Raw genomic sequence first — 21,586 nt, 5'->3', positions numbered from 1 at the left:
TTACTTCTCAACCACCAAGCGACTTATGCTTACCATGCCTGGCTCGGCACCTCGATTAATATCAATCGCAGAGATCGTTAAACCACTATCTTCGACCAGTGATTCAAGCCAAATAAGTAGTTTATTAAATTCAACTGATTCGATGGTAAGACGCAGTGTCTCATCTTTTGGCTGCATTTTGCTAATGCTGATTTGCGCGCGACGGCTCGAAACATTAATAATCTGACTTAAGCTGCCACTCACCGCGCGTTTACCTTGTCTGCCGCCATTAATTTTTGCTGCACTTTGTTTTACAAATTGCGCTAATTCTTGCTGTTGCTGCAAGGTTTTTTCCGCTTTTTCAATTTTATTGTTTAATGGACGAATAATTAACATCACAATAATAAACAAGGTAAAAATTACCGCTGCGCATTTCAGCAGTAGTTGTTCATTTGGTTTAAGATTCTGCCAATATGTTTCTAACTGGTTCATGAACCCGCCTTAATTTTTATTTCGCCTACCACCAGATTACCCGAGTTGCTAAGTGATCCTTGCTCGACTTGCAACGCTGAACGTTCCAATCGTTGTTTTACAACATTAAAGCTCTGGAAATCTCTTGCACTGGCGCGTAAGCGTAGCTCACCGCGCTTACTGTCAAAACGTAATGTTTCAGGTGTAAAACCTTCAACATCTTTAAATACAGGCGTTAGGTGGTGTAGTAAGAACAAAAAGCCGGTTTCGCCACCAGACGATACTTGTGACAATTTAGACTGAATTTGACGGCGAATTAGGTTTGGTCGCACTTTTGAACCGGGAAATGCTTGTTGATACGCTTCAATTGTCTCAGCTTTTGCAACAGCAACTTTCTGCTCCAATTGGTACGCAGTTACCGCTTTCAAAACAAGGCCAAACATTAAAGCTACACCTGCGGCAATAGCAGGCACTTGCCATACAGGCCACACACCTTTACTTTGTTTTTTAACCTGAAATGCACCTTGCAACATATTAAATGGCTGCGTCGCAAGCTGTTTGGTAAAAATCGCTAGCGGTAAGTCATAGTGTTCTAATTTTTTTACCGCGTTGTCATATTCAAACTCTAAATCGCTAAGATGTGCGAGCGATTGTGCATCTAGGGTCGCAGTAAATTCGTTTACCCAACTTGTTTCCACCTCGGCAATGCGCCAAGCATCAAGTCTAAACAACCAGTTGTTTTCAAGCGCCGTAACAGTTACATCGGCGTCATCAAATTGTGGTAGTAACAGCGCATCAGGCAGTGCACGCGTTGGCGATAGCTCTGCTGTTTTTAAAATATCCAACCAGTTTTCAAACCACGCTCGCTGACATACAGCCACTTGCAATGCATGCTTTTCGCCTAACATGCAAGGTTCACCGATGCTAATCAAGACATCATCAAGTTCACACGCCAGTTCTTCTTCTAGCATAAATGGCAATGCTGACTCTAACTTACGGTTATATTTAGTCGGTAAAACTACTGTTTTAAGCTGCACTTTGCTGGCAGGAAATAGCGCGATAACTTCCCGTGATTGCGCTTTTTCAGCTAATTCTTCAAGTACCAAACTATTATCAATTCGGCCACTTGCTATGGTTTCATTCGCATTGCTAATAAGCCAATGGATCGGATCATTAACCGATTGCCCTAAGCGAATAATTAAGGTTTCTTTCACTGTACGCCTCCAAATCTACGCGCCAGTACACTAACTTTTTGATTATCTGTTATATGTATTATGGATTTCATCGCAAAATTCGTTTCAAAGAAGCTTGCCTTTATTTGCGCTTCAAAATAATTACTGTTTATTACAAAGCGTTTATCTTTATCGTCTAACGATTTAGCGCCATTTTGTTTGGCATCATTAATGAATTTATTAAGGTCATCCCAGCCCTCATTTGGACGCTGACTTATTATTGTCTCTGCTTGACTCTCTGAAATATCCAGCATTGCAGCCAATAACAAACTCTGTTCAGGTTGCAGAGTGTTCACATTCACTTTAAATTCATCGTATTGGGGAATAACGCAAACATAAGGCTTTAATTTTTCCACGATGATCGGGTTAAAGCCACGAATTAATCTCAGCTCAGATACGCTAGCAAATAAGTTATTGGCTGTCATATAGGGAATACTGTAAGACATGTACTCACCCTCTTCGACACCCTGCCTTTTTGGCATGCTATCTTCATCCAGCCAATCAAATACACTATCTGCAAGTGCTTCTTTCGATTCTTCCATCGGTAAATCAGGAATCAGATCGAGTAACGCCTCTAATGTTTTATGTGCTTCATTAAAGTTTCGAGTGCTAGCATTGTTTGGGTCAACAAACCGCAGCGCATTAAGGTTTAAACACGCCTGTAAATCAATGATTTTACCTGCAACTGTACCGTCTTCAACAGGGTAAGGTGGCGTTTCAACAGCCCACTTTTGTGATAAGTCGATACGATCTTTATCTTGTTTTTTTACTTCAATCAGCAATTGCTTAGCCAGAGCTTCCCCCGCCATGGCATACCAACGTGCCTGCTGCTGTAATACGAGATTACTTGAACGCTGTACTTCTACCATCAAGCGCGCATTCATTTTAACTGCCAAAGATGCTGCCAACGCCACCACAAATAAAACAATAATTAACGCTGCACCCGTTTGCTTTAGCCTCATCAGGTTGCCTCATTCTCTGGCAGCAGTAAAATGCGACTTACGATAATTTCATCGGCTAACGCGATTTCTACTTTGATAGCTTTAGGCAAGCTAGGATTTGTCCAATTTTCTTCCCATTTATCGTTGTCGCCACGAAAACTAATGGTGAAGTCTTTAATGTCTTCCAGTAATACTTGGCTTTTCGGTTCAGTGCCATCGAGCGAATCGACATAAATGCGATATTTGCGCACTAAGTTATCTTCTTCTACAACATAACTGAATAACTGTAATTCACTGCGCGGCAATAAATTAACTGGGTTACTCCAACCATCTCGCACGCCTGCAACACCGTGATATTGACTATCAAATAAAAAACGATCAGCCATTAAAAACAGCTCTAAACTATCACCCGATTCATTGCGTGTGTTACGTAGTGCTAATTGGGTAAAATCTTGCTGCATCATACGGAAAACCGTATTCATAGCGCCTATTTCCGCTACTTTTTCTTTTGAGTTTTGATTGGCATTAATCGCAGTCGATAAAATTTGATGGCTTGCCAGCGTTACCATTGCTAATACTGCTAGTGCCACCAGCACCTCAATTAGCGTAAATCCTAAATAGCTATTGCGCTGAGTGACCACTTACTTACCCTCACTTTTGGCAATGTAAGTAATAAGCTCATAAACATCGTGTTTACGTGCTTCATCTGAGTACACTAACACTCTTGCTTCAAGGAGGTTGGGGCTTTCGGTTTTGGTAATTTTGTGACGCCAATAAAACTTAATTCCCGCTTGCTCTTCATCACCGGTTTTATTATCCGCTGGCGGCCAGCTGGTAGTAAGCGTTAATTCTGCTAATTGATTTTCAGCAACCCAGCTTGCAAGCTGTTGCTCTTCAATATTTGATAGGTGATTAATGTGATCACCAACCGCTTTCATTGCGGCAATGCCTGCAAGTGCACAAATGGCCATTGCAATCATCACTTCTAATAACGTAAAACCGCGCACTCTAAGCATCGTCGTCCAATTCCTGCGACAATTCAACCGGTGCCATTAACTCACCTTTAATGTAATAAGGACGCGCTTTTTCGTTATCAGTTAGCGTTAGTACTAGCTGAAAAGGGCTCACTTCACCGGAAGACAGCAATAAAACCTGTGGAATTTTCATTTTCTCAAGTTCCAATAAGCTTTCTTCATCTTCACTGTTAAGAAGCTGACGCCAGTCAACTTGTTGCAACAAGTTTTCCTCACCCCACGGCAAATCTTCAAGTGCCATTTCAACACTAATAAATTCACTGAACTGATGTGGTTTAAATACTTCAGGCTCTGTAATTGCAACCCACTTTTCGCTATCAAACGCCAGCAGCTCAAACGTATTAGTATTTTTATCAATATGAAAGCCCAGCTCAAGCTGGTTCATAACGGCAAATTCAGAGGCAAGATTAATCATGGTATGAAGCTTAAGTGCTTCGGTTTCAAGTTGTTCTTCTTGCTGATCATTAAGCGTAAGAACAACAAGGTTCATGGCAAAGCCGATAATTACCAATACCGCTAAAATTTCGAGTAAGCTAAATCCGCTTTGCCACTTTTTCATAATTTAAACTAACGTTAACGATTAACGCTCGTCTTCGTCATCCCAGTTACCAATATCATCTTCTGTACCAGCAACACCGTCTGGACCCATTGAGAAAATATCAATTTTGCTAAACTCACCTGGGCTTACTAGCTGATATGGGCTTTCCCATGGATCAACGGGTAGCTTTTCAATAAAACCACCTTCAGGAAAGCGTTTTGGTAACGGCTCAATCGTTGTTTCTTCAACTAACGCCTCAAGGCCTTGTTCTGTTGTTGGGTAACGATTGTTACGTAGCTTGTACATATTCATTGCATCTTCTAATGCGCTGATATCAATACGTGCTTTGTCAATTTTTGCTTCTTCTTGTTGACCCATAATGTTCGGCGCAACTATGGCCATGATCATGCCAATAATTACCAGAACTACCATGATTTCAAGTAATGAAAATCCACTTTGCTTTTTCATTTAACACCTCTATAAAACTTAACGCTTATCCGATCGCGTTATTCATCGCCATAATTGGCTGTAAAATTGCCATTACAATAAACATGACAATGATTGCCATAAGCGCAATCATTAATGGCTCTAGTAGCTTTAGTGAAATATTCACTAACGCTTCAAACTCTTTATCTTGGTTATCTGCCGAGCGCTCTAACATTTGTTCAAGCTCGCCTGACTTTTCACCACTGGCTATCATATGCAGCATCATAGGTGGGAACAGTTTAGTTTGATCAAGTGACGCTTTAAGGCTGGCACCTTCACTGACTTTTACTGCTGCCTCAGCGACTGCTGCTTTCATTTTTTCATTTGCTAAAACTTCGCCCGAAATTCGCATGCCTTCTAACAGCGGCACAGAACTCGATGACAAAATACTTAGCGTTCTTGCAAATCGTGCTGTATTAAGGCCACGCGCTACTTTACCGATAAACGGTAGCTGCAATACACGGGCATCGAACCAAAAACGTATTTTCGGTTTTTTTAACGCATTCTTAATGGCAAAGATACTGCCAAAAATGGCGATTAATGAAAACAGCCAATAATTTTGAATAAAGTTACTTGCCGCAATTACTGTTTCAGTGGTCCAAGGCAATGCCAGCTTTGAGCTTTGAAACGACTTAACGATGGTCGGTACCACAGTGCCCAGCAAAATAGATACAATTGCGACAGCAAATACAACAAGAATAATGGGATAGACCATAGCTTGCGTTATTTGACTACGCATATGCTGTCTTTGTTCAGTGTAATCAGCCAAACGCACCAATACTTGATCAAGGTGCCCCGACTTTTCGCCCGCAGCAACCATAGCACGATATAAATGGTCAAAAATATGAGGAAACTCAGCTAGGCCTTCAGCCAAACTGTAACCTTCAACCACTTTTGAACGCACTGACATCAACATGCTTTTTAAACGTGGCTTTTCACATTGTTCTGCCACAGCAAGAACAGCAGCTTCAACAGGCAACGCTGATTGCACAAGCGTTGCTAATTGACGCGTGATCAGTGATAACTCATGCGCAGATATTTTTGCTTTAAACAATCCACCACGATTTTTAACTTGCTGCTTTTCTTTATCCGCAGCTTGCTCCACCTCTAGTGGCGTAAGCCCTTTTTCGCGCAGCATTTGGCGAATTTGCTTTGCGGTATCTGCCTCTAAAATACCTTTTTTATTTTTACCGCGACCATCGAGCGCTTTATATTCAAACGCAGCCACGATTAACTTTCCTCACGCGTCACGCGAAGCACTTCTTCAAGTGACGTTTGCCCTGCAAGTACACGGTTACAACCGTCTTGGCGAATACTTGGCGTGGTTTTACGTACGTATTTTTCAACGGCTTGTTCGCCTTTGCCATCGTGAATAAGTTCGCGTACTGCTTCATCAACCACCAGCAACTCATGAATACCAGTACGGCCTTTATAACCGTTGTGATTACATTCGCTACAGCCTACAGGGCGACAAATTTCAACACCTTTACCGTGTTCTATACCAAGCAATTCACATTCTCTTTCATCGGCTACATGCGACTCTTTACAGTCACATAACGTTCTAACTAAGCGTTGCGATAATACGCCAAGTAGTGACGAAGAAAGTAAGAATGGTTCAACACCCATATCTTCCATACGAGTAATCGCACCGGCTGCCGTATTAGTGTGCAGCGTTGATAATACTAAGTGACCGGTTAATGACGCTTGTACACCAATTTGTGCGGTTTCTAAATCTCGAATTTCACCAACCATCACTACATCAGGGTCTTGACGTAAGATGGCGCGTAAGCCGCGGGCAAAAGTCATATCTACTTTAGGGTTAACCTGCGTTTGACCGATGCCAGGGATTTCATATTCAATTGGGTCTTCAACCGTTAGGATATTACGGTCTCGGGTATTAATCTCAGTCATACCCGCATACAAGGTGGTACTTTTACCTGAACCTGTTGGGCCGGTAACCAAAATAATGCCATGCGGTTTACGAATTAATTCGGCGAATGTTCTGCGGTTATGCTCTGACATACCGAGATCTTCCAAATCCAAACGTGCATTGTTTTTATCAAGAAGACGTAATACGACACGCTCACCAAAGCTTGATGGCATCGTTGAAACACGTACATCAACTGCACGGCCTGCAATACGCAAACTAATACGACCATCTTGCGGAACACGTTTTTCTGCGATGTCGAGCTTTGCCATTACTTTAATACGCGAGACAAGTAATGATGCAAGTTTACGATTTGGCTCTAATACTTCTTTTAAAACACCATCAACACGGAAACGAATTACCAAGTTTTGCTCGAACGTTTCAATATGGATATCCGATGCACCTTCTTTAATCGCTTCACCTAACATGGCGTTGATTAGTTTGATAATTGGCGCATCATCTTCTGAGGCAAGTAAGTCTTCTGTTTGCGGTAACTCTTCTGCCAGCGAGAACAAATCGACCTCATTGCCGATATCTTCCATAATCTGCTGTGTTTCTGAGCTATCGCGTTGATAAGCCACCTCTAACAGTAACTCAAACTCATCTTTAGTCACTTGCTTAAGCGAAAAGGTACTTGCAGCAACACGCCTTACTTCAAGTAATGCCTGCTGATTTAAGTCGCCTGCGTAACTTACTACTAACTCGTTGTTTTGTGTTTGCATCAAGATGCTGTAGCGCTTAGCAAAACTGAATGGTAAACGCTTAACAGGCACTACGGGTGCAACACTAACCTCAGAAACTATCTCAGTCATCTTGCTGATTCTTTTTGTTTTCGCCGTGTAAGAACTCTTGATACGTTGGTGGTAACACAAGCGCATCGTTCCACTCTGGTAGTACTGGTGGTACTTCATTTGGCATTAAGTTAATGCCATCGTCTTTGCGTTTTACCTGCTCGCCACGAATAAAGTTATACTTACCATGACTTAGCTTGTTCATGCTTACACTATCACGCAGAATTGTCGGGCGAATAAAGACCAATAAGTTACGTTTTTGCTTAGTTGAAGACGTTGATTTAAATAAGTGACCAAGCACTGGAATATCACCTAGCAATGGCACTTTTTGCACGCTTTCTTGTACGTTTTCGTCAATTAAGCCGCCGAGAATTACCATGCTACCGTCATCGGCCAGTACAGTGTTGCTAATCGAACGCTTGTTAATTGAGATATCAACCGCAGTTGCACCTGATACACTTGATACTTCTTGTTCGATTTTTAATTGAACCGCTGTACCTTCGTTGATTTGTGGTGTTACTTTCAGTTTTACACCCACTTCTTTACGCTCTACCGTTTGGAATGGGTTGGTATTGTTACTGCTTGACGTTGAGCCAGTAAGAATAGGCACTTCTTGACCAACTAGCATCGACGCTTCTTCGTTATCCATAGTGGTTACAGAAGGTGTTGCTAGAATATTTGAGTTAGTATCTGATGATACTGCCTGCACAATCGCCGCCCAATCGTTTTTCGCGATCCCCACAGCTAAGCCGCTAATACTGCTAAGTAGACCAGCTAACGGCTCAATATTACCTTCAACGGTTTCATCGTACTGTGTGCCTGTGCCCGTTTCTGAACCAATTACATTTTTCTTAACTGTTTTATCACGAGCTAACTCTGCCGCCGCGGCAATAGAACCAATTGGTGCGCTGCTGCCGTTGTTAAACTGTACCATGCCGCCTTGTTCTGAAATCCACTGCAGACCAAAGTTAACGCCATCGCCTTCAAGTACTTCAACAATAATTGCTTCAACAAGTACTTGTGCACGGCGCACATCGAGATCTTTGATTACTTTTTCAAGCGAACGCATCACATCAGGATTTGCTGTTATTACAACTGAGTTTGTGTCTTCGTGCGCTTCAATACTGATTTGATCTTTGTTAGCTGAACGACCAGATGTTTTACCTTGGTTCTTTTCGTCATTAATTGACTTACTCACACCTTGTAGAACTTTCACTAAGTCTTCTGCTTTGGCGTAACTTAGGTAAAATACTTTGGTGTTACCTTGCGTTTCAAGCTCGTTATCAAGGCGCTTAATTAGGGCTATCGCTCTGTCACGCGCTTCACCTTCACCACTTACGATGACACTGTTGGTGCGCTCATCAGCAACCACTTTAGGGATTAAGAACGCTGGAATGTCATTTTTACCTGTAGTTGGCTTATAAATGGTCTCGACAACTGACACAACGTCGGTGGCTGTCGCGTAGTTAAGCTTCACAATATCAACCGATTGGTCACCGGCTTTATCAACTTGTTTAATTACCTGTACAAGGCGATTAACCGTTGCCGCGTGACCCGTTAACATCATTACGTTTGATGCGGTGTATTGTGCCACGTGGCTGCCGCCTTTTTGGTCACTAAACTGACGAACAACTGGACCAAGCTCTTGTACGCTAACGTTTTTTACACGCACAACGCGGGTGATCATCACATCGCCCGTCACTTCTTCATCGTCATCCAGTACAGGAACATTCTTTTTACGGCCGTCGGCACTTTTATCAATTTTGATAAAACCGGTTTCCATTTCAATTGCAGTATAGCCGTATACTTCTAATACGTTTAAAAAGAACTCGTAATACAGCTCTTCGTCCATCGCCTCGTAACTGCGCACATTAATTTTGCCACGCACATTAGGGTTAATGATGATGGTTTTTTTTAAGTCTTTACCAACAACATTAATGAATTCAGTGATTTCTGTATTTTTGAAACTAGGTGAATACTCCACCGCAAGTGCAGAATAGGAAACACCTACAGCAACTAATAATGCTGCATATTTACGTAATCCTTTGTAAACCTTGCTTAGGTTTAACACGCTTTTCATTTAGTTACTCCGAGTCGTATTCTTATTCTAGGCTAAATAGCACGTCGAGAGTTTGCCCTTGACGCTCGATAACTATTGTCGCAGATGATGCATTTCTAAGTTCACCAATCGCTGCCATAGCCTGTTTCATATCGGTTAGCTGATAGCCATTAATTGAAGTCGCAAGGTCCCCACTTTTAAGCCCCATTTGTGAAAACAGTTTAGGGTCTTTACCTGGGCTAAGGTTATATCCAACAATTTGTCCATCAACCCGTTTAGGTGAGATGCGAATATAATCAAAAAGTTTCCCAGGTTCTTCAAGTAATTCTCTGCGCTTAGCTTTTAGTTCTTGTTTAAGGTCTGCATTTTTCGTTGCATTTATTGCAGGAGCCGGAGACTCATTTGCTGAACGAAGTTGGTTAAATGACTTGCCTTGTTTTTTGGTAGGTTGCTTAACGGTTTTTGAGTAATCAATACCATCGAGCATTAAGGTTTCGAAACGACCGCTCACTTTAATAATTACGCGGTCCGCAAAAATGGTTTCGATTTGTGCACGAGTACCTTTAACTAACTCGCCTACTGAATAGGTTTCTTGCATATTTTGGCTTTCAATAATGGCATGACCAGCTTTTTCATCGCCAGCAATCGCCACTACACCCGTTAATTTAATATTTAACGTTGTTTCAGGTGCATCACTGATAATTTCTTCTGTTTTCTGCTCTGCTTGTTGCGTTGCATTACCAAAAATATTTTGCGATACCAGCTCTTTACTGCTGTAGTTGAATGCGCTACCCGAATCACTGTTATTCACAGTAATAAATGCAGCTTGCTGAGTCGGCTTCGGCCATAACATCCAAGTTAATTGCGCAGCTAAAAATGCGACATAAATAACCACAACAATAAGTACAATATTGCTTGCTTTTTTATGTGGAAATTTTGCTATAACCTGTTCGATTTGCGCTTGGTTTATCTGCATTATTATAATTTGTTTGCTTATTTTTGAACGACCATCTTAACCTGTCAGCTTTTCTACAACAAGCAGGTAATCTGGAAAGTGGCTGGAATTTACACTGTAAATATGACAATTCTGTGTCAGGGCTTGATTCCCTTTGTCTCTATTTTTGGTAAATAAATGTATCAACTTTGTCTATATTGGCATTTATGGTATATTTCACGTACTTTTCAGTGCAATTATTCACTCACTCCATGAGTAAAAAGCAGAATTCAACACACACTTCAGATCACGACGACAGTCTAAGCGTAAGATTAGACAAGTGGCTTTGGGCTGCACGCTTTTACAAAACACGTGCGATTGCTCGCGAAATGATTCTCGGTGGCAAAGTTCACTACAATGGCCAACGATGCAAACCTAGCAAAACCGTTGAGTTAGGTGCGACAATTAAATTCTCGCAAGGATTTGATGAAAAAATTGTCACCATCGAAAAAATTAGCGATCAAAGACGCGGTGCGCCAATTGCGCAAACGTTGTATCAGGAAACACAAGAGAGCGAGAAAAAGCGTGAAGAAAACGCGTGGGCACGTAAAAATAATGCCTTTTTCTCTCCAAGCCCTGAACAACGCCCTGATAAAAAGCAGCGTCGTGAGCTTATTAAATTTAAACATAGTTAACATTTATCAAGCAGTACGCTTGAAACAAGGTATCTGACCAATGCAGCAAGATCTTTTACACAGATATATTTTTGAAAACCATGATGTACGTGGTGAGTTAGTACAACTTGATCAAACGTTTTCAGAGATAATCGAAAACCACAATTACCCAACTGAAGTGAAACAGTTGATCGGTGAGCTGTTAGTAGCAACCTGTTTACTTACAGCAACGTTAAAGTTTGAAGGCGAAATTGCCGTTCAGCTACAAGGTGATGGACCTGTAAAATATGCCGTGATTAATGGTAACCACCAGCAAACTATGCGTGGTATTGCCCGTATTCAAGGTGAGATTACAGATACTGGCGTGTTAAACCTAATTGGTAAAGGTCATATGGTTATTACCATTACCCCACTTAAAGGCGAGCGCTACCAAGGTATTGTACCTTTAGTGTCGAATAGCCTTGCAGAATGCTTAGAGCAATATTTCCAGCAGTCTGAACAGCTACGTACACGTATGTGGATTAGCACTGATGCTGACGCAGAAAAGTGTTCAGGCATGTTGCTACAAGTATTACCTGTAAACAAAGAAAAAGCGGAACAAGACTTTACGCATTTAGAAGCGTTAACAAATACCATTAAAGATGAAGAGTTGTTAAATCTTGATGGTCATACAGTGTTAACGCGCCTTTATCATGAAGATAACCCGCGTTTATTTGATCCTCAGCCAGTAAGTTTCCGCTGTGGCTGTAGCCGCGATAAAATTGCAGATGCAATTGTTAATGTTGGTAAAGATGCATTGCTTGAAGATGCGAAAGAACAAGGTGCTATTAAAATTAACTGCCAATATTGTTTAAAAGAATACCAATTTAACAAACGTGATATTGAAAACATTTTTAACTAATACAAAAAATGTTTTTTATTGAAAAAGCAGGCTAAATGCCTGCTTTTTTGTTATCTAAATTAGTTAAGCGTTTAACCAATCCTAATAACATCAGAATTGCAATTAACTTGCCGCAAATTCCCTGCATTAAAAGTCTATAAAAAACACAAAAACAAAATGACAGCGATGTCATTACTTTAATGCATATTGGGTATTTTGAAATGACACCGGTATCATGAAAAAAAATACATAATTCCTAGAAAAATCGGGGGTTTCAGCTTTGGTTTTACTCTAGTATTAAGATAGAATTGACGCTCGAATTTTATTCGATTTTATTTTACTACCCGTTCAAAACCCCTAGGAGTGTTTAAACTATGTCAGCTTTAGAAAACTCGATTGATTTGTCGCAATATGGCATTCACGATGTTTCAGAAATTGTTCACAATCCATCTTACGAGTTACTTTTTGCGGAAGAAACTAAAGCGGGCCTTGAAGGTTATGACAAAGGTGTCGAAACTGAATTAGGCGCAGTTAACGTGAAAACTGGTATCTTTACCGGCCGTTCACCTAAAGATAAGTACATCGTACGTGATGAAACCTCAGCTGACACTGTGTGGTGGTCTGATCAAGGTAAAAACGACAACAAACCAATGACTCCTGAAACTTGGTCACACCTAAAAGGTTTAGTGACTAAGCAGCTTTCAGGCAAGCGTCTTTTCGTAGTTGACACATTCTGTGGTGCGAACGAAGACACACGCCTTAAAGTACGTTTTGTTACTGAAGTAGCATGGCAAGCACATTTCGTTAAAAACATGTTCATTCGTCCTTCTGAAGAAGAGCTAAAAGATTACGAGCCTGACTTCATCGTAATGAATGGTGCGAAAACCACGAATGACAAATGGCAAGAACAGGGCCTTAACTCTGAAAACTTCGTTGCATTTAACCTAACTGAAAAAATCCAATTAATTGGTGGTACTTGGTACGGCGGTGAAATGAAAAAAGGTATGTTCTCAATGATGAACTACTACCTACCACTTAAAGGCATCGCGTCAATGCACTGTAGTGCTAACGTAGGTAAAGATGGCGACGTTGCTATTTTCTTCGGTCTTTCTGGTACTGGTAAAACAACACTTTCAACCGATCCTAAGCGCGAGCTTATTGGTGATGACGAGCACGGTTGGGATGACAACGGCGTATTTAACTTTGAAGGTGGTTGTTACGCAAAAACAATTAACCTAAGCAAAGAAAATGAACCAGACATCTACAATGCAATCCGTCGTGATGCATTATTAGAAAACGTATCAGTTGATGAAAACGGCAAAATTGATTTTGACGATAACTCAACAACTGAGAACACGCGTGTTTCTTACCCAATTCACCACATTGACAACATTGTTAAGCCAGTTTCTAAAGCAGGTCACGCGAAGAAAGTTATCTTCCTAACTGCTGACGCGTTTGGTGTACTACCACCAGTTGCTAAATTAACGCCTGAGCAAACTCAGTACTACTTCCTATCGGGTTTCACTGCGAAGCTAGCGGGTACTGAGCGTGGTATTACTGAACCTACACCTACTTTCTCAAGCTGTTTTGGTGCTGCGTTCTTATCACTTCACCCAACGCAGTACGCTGAAGTACTACAAAAGCGTATGGAAGCTGCTGGCGCTGAAGCTTACCTAGTAAACACAGGTTGGAACGGCACAGGCAAACGTATTTCAATTAAAGCAACGCGTGCAATCATTGACGCTATCTTAGACGGCTCTATCGATAACGCTGAAACTGAAATCGTGCCACTGTTTAACCTTGAAGTACCTAAGTCACTTGAAGGTGTAGAAGGTGATATTCTTGATCCTCGTAACACTTACGAGGATGCAAGCGTATGGACTGACAAAGCAACAGACCTAGCTAAGCGTTTTGTTGATAACTTTGACAAGTTCACTGACACAGAAAACGGCAAGGCGCTTGTAGCGGCAGGCCCGAAACTTTAATTAAGTCATTCTCCTTAATTAAAAAAGCCAGCATTTAGCTGGCTTTTTATTTAGCCAATGGCTAATTTAGTTTCGGCATAACGCAGTTTCTTTTGCCTTGGCGTTGCTAAAAAGTAAGCTAATGTTAAGGGCCCTAGCCTTCCCATATACATCATAAAAATAATAATTAACTCACCAAAGGTGGAAAGTTCACCGGTTAAACCCCGCGACAAACCAACCGTGCCTAACGCTGAAACAGTTTCAAATACAATATCTAACATATCGGCCTTTTCGGTAAGTGAAAGTACAAATATTGCGAGCCACGTAATCATAATCGACACCATAGCTAACGCCAGCGCCTTCCTAATTGTTTCACGCGAGATCTCTCGGTTAAAAACATAGATTTGATTATCACGTCTTAGATATGAATAAGTCGCTAAAATAAGCACCATAAATGTCACCACCTTGATGCCGCTAGCGGTACTTAATGACCCTCCCCCAATAAACATTAGGACCAACATCAACATGGTGCTTGCGTCTTCAAGCTGATTAATTGGTAAGGTATTGAAACCTGCCGTTCTAGTTGTTACCGCTTGAAACCAAGCGGCAAGCCATTTACCAGACTCACTTAATGGCACGAGTGTATTAGGATTGTTATATTCGATGCAGTAAATAGCAATAATCGCCACCGCGTTGATTAGCACGGTACCAATAATCATTAAGCGGCTATATACGGTAAGGCGTTTCCAACGACGATTGCGTTTTATATCCATCCATACCGAAAACCCTAAACCGCCGATAATAAACAGCCCGGTGATAGTGAAGTTAATAACGGGATCGTCAACATACGACTCTAAGCTATTACTGCTCAAGGCAAAACCAGCATTGTTGAATGCGCTAATAGTATAAAAAAAACTATGAAATAAGCTGTCGGCCCAACCGAGCTCTGCACGCCAATATAAGGTTAAAATCAACATGCCGATAAATTCAACGGTTAACGCAAAGATCAGCACAGATTTGGCCGTAGTAATAAGCGTTGATGAGTCGGTTTGGTTAAACGCTTCTTTTGCAACCGTGCGCTCAAAAAAGCCTATTTTTCCACCTAGCGCCAGTAAGGTAACGATGGCAAAAGTCATTAACCCGAGCCCACCACATTGAATCAGCAATGCAATTACAACTTGCCCAAATAAGGTAAAGCGAGAACCTGTATCAACCACCACTAATCCTGTGACCGTAACCGCTGAGGTTGCGGTAAATAGGCTTTCTATCCAACTAATCGGCTCGTGCACAGAAATTGGTAATTTAAGCAACACAGTACCTAATAGAATTAGCGCAAGAAATGCGGCACTCAGAATAAAAGGCGGTGCACCAAAAAGCTTTTTGCGTTTTTTCACTGCGTGAGCAAGATGATCTGAAGTAGCATACGAAGCGATCATATTATGCCAACCTTGATGCCAAGCTCTTTAATTCAGCACGCGTACCGAAAAGCAGTAAAGTATCGTTCTCTTTTACAACAAAATCTAATGAGATATGTGATATCACATCCTTCGCGCGCTTTATTAAAATCGCATGCGCACTATTTTTTACGTTGCTTAATAAGCTTTCTAAGGTAATGCCGTTGAATGTTGCTTTAATATGGATCTCTACCACATATATTCCATCACCAAGGGGAAGATAATTATTAACCATTGGGTAATTTAGCATTTGTGCGACCCTTACCCCCATCTCCTCTTCGGGGTGGATAATTCTTTGCACCCCTAATTTTGACACTATGGTATGGTGGGCTTTGGTGCTGGCTTTAACCCATATTTGCTCAACGCCCAAATTTTTCAGCGCTAAAGTGCATAACAGGCTGGACTGCATATCTTCACCAATCGCCACAAGTACGGTATCACTGCTTAATAAGTTCAACTCATTAAGCGCTGCCTCATCTTTTGAATCACACATAATTGCCTGAGTTAACTGGCCTGCATATTTTTCAACTAATTTTATATCTCGATCAACACCGGTAACGGTGTGGCCAAGTGAGATTAATTCAAGACTTGCGGCAATACCAAAGCGGCCAAGTCCTATCACTGTGTAGTGCGCCATAAAAATCCTATTTTATAGTTAGAGCATAAAATTTGGCTGACTATTGCGCGATATACGCATAATCACCCCATCAAAAGTGGGCAAATAGCCCCACCTTTCAGATTAAATATGTAATACCAATTCACTTAATTTTTGCCAGCAGAAACCCGTCCGTCATACGGTGGATGACAGCTATTTATTAAGTTCTTGGGTTTGTTGCTAAAACATGTTTAGCACTGGGTTAATGCGTTGCTATATTGGATGCTTCAGGTTTTACCCTGAGCGTTGACTAAGCGATAACCAACACCCGTCTCGGTTTTAATTACGCTCGGCTGATTCGCGTTATCATTAAATTTTTTACGTAATTGACGTACCAAAATACGTAAATAGTGAGTGTCGTGAGCGTGGGTTTCGCCCCACAGACGTGTTAACAACTCGGTTTGATGAACAAGTTCGCCTTTGCGTTCAAGCATCATTACCATAAATGAAAATTCCTTTTTCGTGAGACTGATTTTACGCTCTCCCAACCAACATTCTCGCGTGCTAGTCGACAAACGTGACTGTTCATACTGTAAGCTATCCGATGACTGAGATAAGCCAACCAAATCCCTCAGCAATACTTTAAGCCGCACCATTAACTCTTTAACACCGAATGGTTTGCTTAAGTAGTCATTCGCCCCGGCTTCAAGCAAGCGTACTTTTTCTTCTTCTTGGTCGCGCGCCGTTAAAATCAATATCGGTACTTTACTGGTTTGTCTTATATGCTGTAGTAGCGTCAAACCATCACCATCGGGTAACCCTAGATCTAATACCACGATGTCGGGCTGCTCTGCCAAAAATTGCGTCATCGCAGATGAAATTGTATAGGCACCGATATAGTCAAACCCTTCTGTTACCAAAGATATGCGAATAAAGGTATGGATCTGCTCCGTATCATCTACTACTAATACTTTGCGCTTCATTCATTTTCTCCCTGTTCATAACAAGGTAAAGTGAGCGATATCAAACACCCTCCATTTACGGCTTGGCAATGCATACTACCTTGATGCGCTTCAACAATTCCTTTTGCAACACACAGCCCTAAACCGATACCTGAATCAGCATTTTTTAATTTCTTTTCTGAATAAAACAAATTGAAGACTTGGTTTGCCATTTCTGGTTTAAACCCGTCGCATTGATTAAATACATCAATCGCTAAATGGTGATGCGTACGATAAACACTAACCTCAACCGGCTGTCTATCGAATGAGTAGATGACTGCATTATCAAGTACGTTAAAGATCGCTTGCTCTAGCAATGCTGTACTCATTAACGTGCTGGTTTGCCCTATTTTTACGGTAACATGCACCTTGCTCCGCCTATCACCTAAACGCTCCATAGCATTTGTCAGTACATCCACCACCGATTCAACATGTTTTACCATTTGTATTTCGCCATGTTGCAACTTTGTCGCATGCAATAAGTTTTCAATGTAATGATGTAAACGGTGGCTTTCGACTGTGGCGCTATCAAGCAATTCAGTAACTTGCTGCTGAGTTAATTGGCTATAATAGCGCTTTAAAGTACTTAAATTACCAATAATACCAGCCAGTGGCGTACGTAAATCATGTGAAACCGAGAGTAATATCTGATTGCGCAGCTGCACTTGCTTGAGATTTGACTGTTGCGTGCGATAACGCTTTGCAAGTTCCGAAGTACAAAAAGCGACCGCAATAAATACCGCTAAATTAATCACATCGGCAATATGAAACATCTGTAGCGAATAACGTGGTGCGGTGTGTAAAAAATTAAACGCAATCGCCTCAAAAATGGCCGCGCTATACACCATCCTAGATGAGTAATTTAACGCCACAAAAACGATTGAAAGCTGCAAAATCAGTAAAACAACAGTGGTTGAGTGCAGCCACTGACCTAACAAAAAAGAAATTAAAATTGCGATACAACAGACCACAAGTACAAGGTACTTGCAGTCACTAAAATAGCTGTTAACCATAAGTTTTCGTTATCAACTTAAGAATAAGCTAACTGTATCAAAGAGTAACCGAGCTAGCGCGTAAAAAAAGCGTAAAATATTGAGCGCATATAGAAAAGTTTTAATTTTAAAAAACCAGCGTTTAGCTGGCTTTTTGTTTTATATTAATATCTGCTATGACTGTAAAAACTGAAGAATAAATAGCAGCGTTTGCAGCAATATAAAAATAACTGTCTTTAGCTTCTCCATCAATCACTCCGACTTACTTGTTGCAACTTTTAAGTCATTAACCGCCACTTCAAGGCGCTTTATTTCACGCATTAAACTACTTCGATTCATTTCGTTATAAAGCCAACTTTTAGCTGCAATATGAAATTGAAAACTGAAAATCGCGAGTACCCCCCAAAATATTTGCGTATCTGCTGTTTGCGTAAAAAATTGATAGACAAGGTAAGCGAGCCCGAGAAAATTTATTAGTACTAAAACATTTACTAATATAAACCAAGGTCGCATCGCGCCTTTTAAACCCGCATTTAGCAATGCACCTAGCCCATTATTTTGTTCCGCCAAAATGCGGTCGATTTCAGCTGAATCTGCATCGAGTTGTTTAACAATTCTTTCATCAATATTCATCTTGCTTATCCTCTACACTCTTTTGTAACGCTTTTCTGGCACGGTATAGCCTCGATTTAACCGTACCTAGCGGTACTTCTAATACCTCGGCTATTTGTATCAATTGCATTTCTTCCAAATAGAACAAATGTATAACCTGCTTATCTATATCTGGAAGCTGCTCTATCAAGGACCCGAGTTCTAAGCTTTCAGGTTTAGTTGACGCGACAATATCAAGCACATCTATATCGTTTGCGATAGTCTCTTTATCTCGCTTTGCTGCGCGCATTAAGTCATATACGCTCCAGCGGACTGCTTTGAACAACCAACTTTTAAATGCTCTAGGGTCATTTAATTTGTGAAGATTATTAGCGATTTTTAACCATGCATTTTGCACCGCATCATGCACTATTTGCGGGTCATTCGATAGTTTATACGCAAAGCGAGTTACGGCTTTTTGGTAGTGACGACACAGATAGGTGAACGCTTTAGTGTTCCCTGATTGAGCCGCTAAAACCAGTAACTCTTCCTGCGCTTGATGCATTTACACTTCCAAAGTAGATTGTTTGATTATCAAGACGTGAGCGTTCGAGCAAAGGTTCACGCAGATAGAATTAAATTTTCCCTTGAGGTACATAAATGACGATACACCAATTTTATTGGTGCATGTGATCAGATATAACGCTAAATAAACATTTAGCTCGCCATTGACATTTATCCTACATAGATAAATGTAGCGCAATGAATGATATATTTAGTCAGCAAAATGATGAGTGATTAATTGAATTGGTACTAGGTTATACTAGGTATTAACATCAATCTTGAAAGTTAAATAAGATTGTCGCTAAAGCTAATCAGGCTCTTTTACACCAAAGACGTCTAGCGTTACCTCAAATCCATGTTCAATTAGCGCCATTTGCCGCTCTGCCGCCTGCATTTCTCTTTTCTCGCTTAGACAATCATTGTATTGCACTTCTATCACAGCCATAGGCAGAGCTTGGTTTTGAAACGCATTTTCTCTACATTCTCTTATGTCACGCTGCTTCAAACCAGTTGAACAACCAGCACTTATTAGCAGTAAGAAAATACATACACAATTTTTCACGCGTATCCCTTAGTTTTTCTTTAAATACTTATCCAACGAATTTTTCAGCAATATTTCATTATCTGATTTTTCACCTGGACATGGAAAGCCAGATGATGAAGGCATATCCATACTGCCCATTTCTGAACTACTATCAACAAGATAACACTTACCTTTATATTTTATTGTCTTACGGGATGAGGTTACACTTCCAGTAACAACTTCAGCTTGCCTATTTACTAGGTCTTGATATTTTTGCGACGGCTTAATTTTGACTTTAGGTTGGCTTATCTGGTTATTGAATTGTTGCGATTTAAAATAAGCTTGCTGTTCTTTTTCTATTACACTCTCAAGGCTCTTATAACGATTAAACTTTATCACTTTAGTCTTGGTTTCATTCGACTTTTTCTGAGTTTTAGGTGCGATTTCCAACGGTTTTTCAGTGCTTTTTGGGACTGGTAATTCAGCAACTGTTAGGGTTTTATTTTCCTGCCCAACAACTACTTTTTTTATAATTTTTTCAGGGACGTTTTGTTGTTTAGCTTCAGGCTTTTGCTCGTCTTTAGGTTTCACCATTTCAGCTAGTATTTTGCGCTGCTGCGCGACAGGTATGATATACGTTTTAAGAGACGCTGCCTGTGTTGAACTTGGCTGTTTGAATGTTTGAGTTACCAGTAAGTAGCCTAGAACAAAGTGTACGGTAATAGAGGTCAGCAATGCCATTTGCTTAGAACGCACAGCAACACCTTTTAAAAATTTATAATTATTATGAATATGTTAGGAGTCTTGCAAGGGGTTAAAGTTCAGTGAATAAAATCTAAACAATGTAAGAAATCGTAAGTTAGCAGCTACCAGTTGTTATTGTCACAAACTTACCCAAAGAGCCAGTTAATACTAAACATTGACGATTAGTAACTGTGGTGCCACCTTTAGGAGATGTCTTCTTATCATGCGTGTAGCTTAGTAGTGCACTAAATAAATTTACCGTAGATTGGCGGCTTCACTTACAGCTTAATTTGCTTTATTCCAAACGTAAAAAACCCCGACCTAGGCCGGGGTTTTTAGCGTTTACTTAATTAATAAAAATTAAGCAATAACGTCTACTAAAGTCCAAGATTTGTTCTTAGAAATAGGAGCACATTCACGAATAGTAACTGTGTTGCCTACTTTAGCAGTGTTGTTCTCATCGTGTGCGTGTAGCTTAGTAGTACGCTTGATGAATTTACCGTAGATTGGGTGCTTCACCTGACGTTCAATAGCAACAACGATAGACTTGTCCATCTTGTCACTAACTACGCGACCTTGTAGAGTACGGATTTTATCGCTCATTATGCACCTGCCTTCTGGTTGATAACCGTTTTAACACGCGCGATATCGCGACGTACTTTACGTAGTAAATGAGACTGAGCTAGCTGACCAGTGCTCGCTTGCATGCGCAGGTTAAACTGCTCACGAAGAAGCTCTAGAAGTTCAGTGTTTAGCTCTTCTACGCTCTTGTCTTTTAATTCGCTAGCTTTCATTACATTACCGTCCGAGTTACGAATGTTGTCTTGAATGGTAGTTTACGAGCTGCAAGGTCAAATGCTTCACGAGCAAGCTCTTCAGAAACACCTTCCATTTCGTAAAGTACTTTACCAGGCTGAATTTCAGCAACCCAGTATTCTACGCTACCTTTACCTTTACCCATACGAACTTCAAGCGGTTTGTTTGTAATTGGCTTATCTGGGAACACACGGATCCAGATTTTACCTTGACGCTTGATGTGACGAGTCATAGCACGACGAGCTGCTTCGATTTGACGAGCAGTCATACGGCCACGGCCAGTCGCTTTAAGGCCGAATGAGCCGAAGCTAACTTTGTTACCGTTTTGCGCTAAACCGCGGTTGCGGCCTTTGTGCATTTTACGGAATTTTGTACGTTTTGGCTGTAACATTGATC

The 21,586-nt window shown here is 40.9% G+C and carries 25 protein-coding genes; 3 read left to right on the top strand and 22 right to left on the bottom strand.

Annotated elements, in window-relative coordinates; genetic code table 11:
* Genes gspM through gspC form a run of 11 tightly spaced genes read right to left on the bottom strand, consistent with a single transcriptional unit; the run spans nt 1 to nt 10,434 of the window.
* Nucleotides 1-471: a type II secretion system protein GspM gene (gene gspM, locus PSPO_RS01335; RefSeq protein WP_010561242.1), complete on the bottom strand. Its 471-nt coding sequence runs from the start codon at nt 469-471 to the stop codon at nt 1-3.
* Nucleotides 468-1,664, bottom strand: a complete 1,197-nt coding sequence (gene gspL / locus PSPO_RS01330) for a type II secretion system protein GspL (RefSeq protein ID WP_010561243.1) — start codon at nt 1,662-1,664, stop codon at nt 468-470. The genes gspM and gspL overlap by 4 nt, the downstream gene beginning before the upstream one ends.
* The gene (gspK, locus tag PSPO_RS01325) at nt 1,661-2,644 is read right to left on the bottom strand and encodes a type II secretion system minor pseudopilin GspK (RefSeq protein ID WP_010561244.1); all 984 of its coding nucleotides are present in this window, start codon (nt 2,642-2,644) and stop codon (nt 1,661-1,663) included. Before gspK ends, gspL begins: the two co-directional genes overlap by 4 nt.
* Nucleotides 2,644-3,264, bottom strand: coding sequence for a type II secretion system minor pseudopilin GspJ (gene gspJ, locus PSPO_RS01320; protein ID WP_010561245.1), 621 nt, complete (start codon nt 3,262-3,264; stop codon nt 2,644-2,646). The genes gspK and gspJ overlap by 1 nt, the downstream gene beginning before the upstream one ends.
* Nucleotides 3,265-3,639, bottom strand: coding sequence for a type II secretion system minor pseudopilin GspI (gene gspI / locus PSPO_RS01315; RefSeq protein ID WP_010561246.1), 375 nt, complete (start codon nt 3,637-3,639; stop codon nt 3,265-3,267).
* Nucleotides 3,632-4,216, bottom strand: coding sequence for a prepilin-type N-terminal cleavage/methylation domain-containing protein (locus tag PSPO_RS01310; protein WP_010561247.1), 585 nt, complete (start codon nt 4,214-4,216; stop codon nt 3,632-3,634). The genes gspI and PSPO_RS01310 overlap by 8 nt, the downstream gene beginning before the upstream one ends.
* Before the next feature lie 21 nt (nt 4,217-4,237).
* A complete protein-coding gene (gspG, locus tag PSPO_RS01305; protein ID WP_010561248.1) occupies nt 4,238-4,663 on the bottom strand; it encodes a type II secretion system major pseudopilin GspG in 426 nt (141 codons plus the stop codon).
* 25 nt (nt 4,664-4,688) lie between these two features.
* The gene (gspF, locus tag PSPO_RS01300) at nt 4,689-5,909 is read right to left on the bottom strand and encodes a type II secretion system inner membrane protein GspF (protein ID WP_010561249.1); all 1,221 of its coding nucleotides are present in this window, start codon (nt 5,907-5,909) and stop codon (nt 4,689-4,691) included.
* A gap of 2 nt (nt 5,910-5,911) precedes the next feature.
* Nucleotides 5,912-7,420 (bottom strand): type II secretion system ATPase GspE, encoded by a 1,509-nt coding sequence (gene gspE / locus PSPO_RS01295; protein WP_010561250.1) that lies wholly within the window; start codon nt 7,418-7,420, stop codon nt 5,912-5,914.
* Nucleotides 7,413-9,479, bottom strand: a complete 2,067-nt coding sequence (gspD, locus tag PSPO_RS01290; protein ID WP_010561251.1) for a type II secretion system secretin GspD — start codon at nt 9,477-9,479, stop codon at nt 7,413-7,415. Before gspD ends, gspE begins: the two co-directional genes overlap by 8 nt.
* Nucleotides 9,480-9,501: 22 nt before the next feature.
* Entirely contained in the window at nt 9,502-10,434 is a 933-nt protein-coding gene (gspC, locus tag PSPO_RS01285) for a type II secretion system protein GspC (RefSeq protein WP_010561252.1), read from the bottom strand.
* A 230-nt stretch (nt 10,435-10,664) separates the two neighbouring features.
* Here gspC and hslR point away from each other — a divergent pair, with 230 nt between their 5' ends.
* The 3 genes from hslR to pckA all read left to right on the top strand — a co-directional run bounded on the left by hslR (nt 10,665) and on the right by pckA (nt 13,931).
* Nucleotides 10,665-11,087: a ribosome-associated heat shock protein Hsp15 gene (hslR, locus tag PSPO_RS01280; RefSeq protein WP_010561253.1), complete on the top strand. Its 423-nt coding sequence runs from the start codon at nt 10,665-10,667 to the stop codon at nt 11,085-11,087.
* 40 nt (nt 11,088-11,127) lie between these two features.
* The gene (hslO, locus tag PSPO_RS01275) at nt 11,128-11,967 is read left to right on the top strand and encodes an Hsp33 family molecular chaperone HslO (RefSeq protein WP_010561254.1); all 840 of its coding nucleotides are present in this window, start codon (nt 11,128-11,130) and stop codon (nt 11,965-11,967) included.
* 353 nt (nt 11,968-12,320) lie between these two features.
* Complete coding sequence (gene pckA / locus PSPO_RS01270) at nt 12,321-13,931, top strand: phosphoenolpyruvate carboxykinase (ATP) (RefSeq protein ID WP_010561255.1); 1,611 nt, start codon at nt 12,321-12,323, stop codon at nt 13,929-13,931.
* A gap of 50 nt (nt 13,932-13,981) precedes the next feature.
* Here pckA and PSPO_RS01265 read toward each other — a convergent pair whose 3' ends face one another.
* The 11 genes from PSPO_RS01265 to rplP all read right to left on the bottom strand — a co-directional run bounded on the left by PSPO_RS01265 (nt 13,982) and on the right by rplP (nt 21,581).
* Nucleotides 13,982-15,346 (bottom strand): TrkH family potassium uptake protein, encoded by a 1,365-nt coding sequence (locus tag PSPO_RS01265; RefSeq protein WP_010561256.1) that lies wholly within the window; start codon nt 15,344-15,346, stop codon nt 13,982-13,984.
* A gap of 1 nt (nt 15,347) precedes the next feature.
* Nucleotides 15,348-16,001 (bottom strand): potassium channel family protein, encoded by a 654-nt coding sequence (locus PSPO_RS01260; RefSeq protein ID WP_010561257.1) that lies wholly within the window; start codon nt 15,999-16,001, stop codon nt 15,348-15,350.
* Nucleotides 16,002-16,246: 245 nt separating this feature from the next.
* On the bottom strand, nt 16,247-16,942 hold the full coding sequence (locus PSPO_RS01255; protein ID WP_010561258.1) for a response regulator: 696 nt from the start codon (nt 16,940-16,942) through the stop codon (nt 16,247-16,249).
* On the bottom strand, nt 16,939-17,973 hold the full coding sequence (locus PSPO_RS01250; protein WP_010561259.1) for a sensor histidine kinase: 1,035 nt from the start codon (nt 17,971-17,973) through the stop codon (nt 16,939-16,941). Before PSPO_RS01250 ends, PSPO_RS01255 begins: the two co-directional genes overlap by 4 nt.
* Nucleotides 17,974-18,204: 231 nt before the next feature.
* Entirely contained in the window at nt 18,205-18,585 is a 381-nt protein-coding gene (locus tag PSPO_RS01245) for a DUF6768 family protein (protein WP_010561260.1), read from the bottom strand.
* The gene (locus tag PSPO_RS01240) at nt 18,575-19,108 is read right to left on the bottom strand and encodes an RNA polymerase sigma factor (RefSeq protein ID WP_010561261.1); all 534 of its coding nucleotides are present in this window, start codon (nt 19,106-19,108) and stop codon (nt 18,575-18,577) included. Before PSPO_RS01240 ends, PSPO_RS01245 begins: the two co-directional genes overlap by 11 nt.
* Before the next feature lie 306 nt (nt 19,109-19,414).
* Complete coding sequence (locus tag PSPO_RS01235; protein ID WP_010561262.1) at nt 19,415-19,669, bottom strand: hypothetical protein; 255 nt, start codon at nt 19,667-19,669, stop codon at nt 19,415-19,417.
* Nucleotides 19,670-19,678: 9 nt separating this feature from the next.
* Entirely contained in the window at nt 19,679-20,386 is a 708-nt protein-coding gene (locus PSPO_RS01230; RefSeq protein ID WP_021032988.1) for a hypothetical protein, read from the bottom strand.
* Between the two features lie 348 nt (nt 20,387-20,734).
* A complete protein-coding gene (gene rpsQ / locus PSPO_RS01225; protein WP_010561264.1) occupies nt 20,735-20,977 on the bottom strand; it encodes a 30S ribosomal protein S17 in 243 nt (80 codons plus the stop codon).
* On the bottom strand, nt 20,977-21,168 hold the full coding sequence (rpmC, locus tag PSPO_RS01220; RefSeq protein WP_010561265.1) for a 50S ribosomal protein L29: 192 nt from the start codon (nt 21,166-21,168) through the stop codon (nt 20,977-20,979). Before rpmC ends, rpsQ begins: the two co-directional genes overlap by 1 nt.
* The gene (gene rplP, locus PSPO_RS01215; protein WP_010561266.1) at nt 21,168-21,581 is read right to left on the bottom strand and encodes a 50S ribosomal protein L16; all 414 of its coding nucleotides are present in this window, start codon (nt 21,579-21,581) and stop codon (nt 21,168-21,170) included. Before rplP ends, rpmC begins: the two co-directional genes overlap by 1 nt.
* Nucleotides 21,582-21,586: the final 5 nt, after the last annotated feature.

The sequence above is a fragment of the Pseudoalteromonas spongiae UST010723-006 genome (genome assembly GCF_000238255.3).
Taxonomy (GTDB): domain Bacteria; phylum Pseudomonadota; class Gammaproteobacteria; order Enterobacterales; family Alteromonadaceae; genus Pseudoalteromonas; species Pseudoalteromonas spongiae.
Note: the sequence above shows the minus strand (reverse complement) of the source record. Positions and strands in the feature narration are given on the sequence as shown.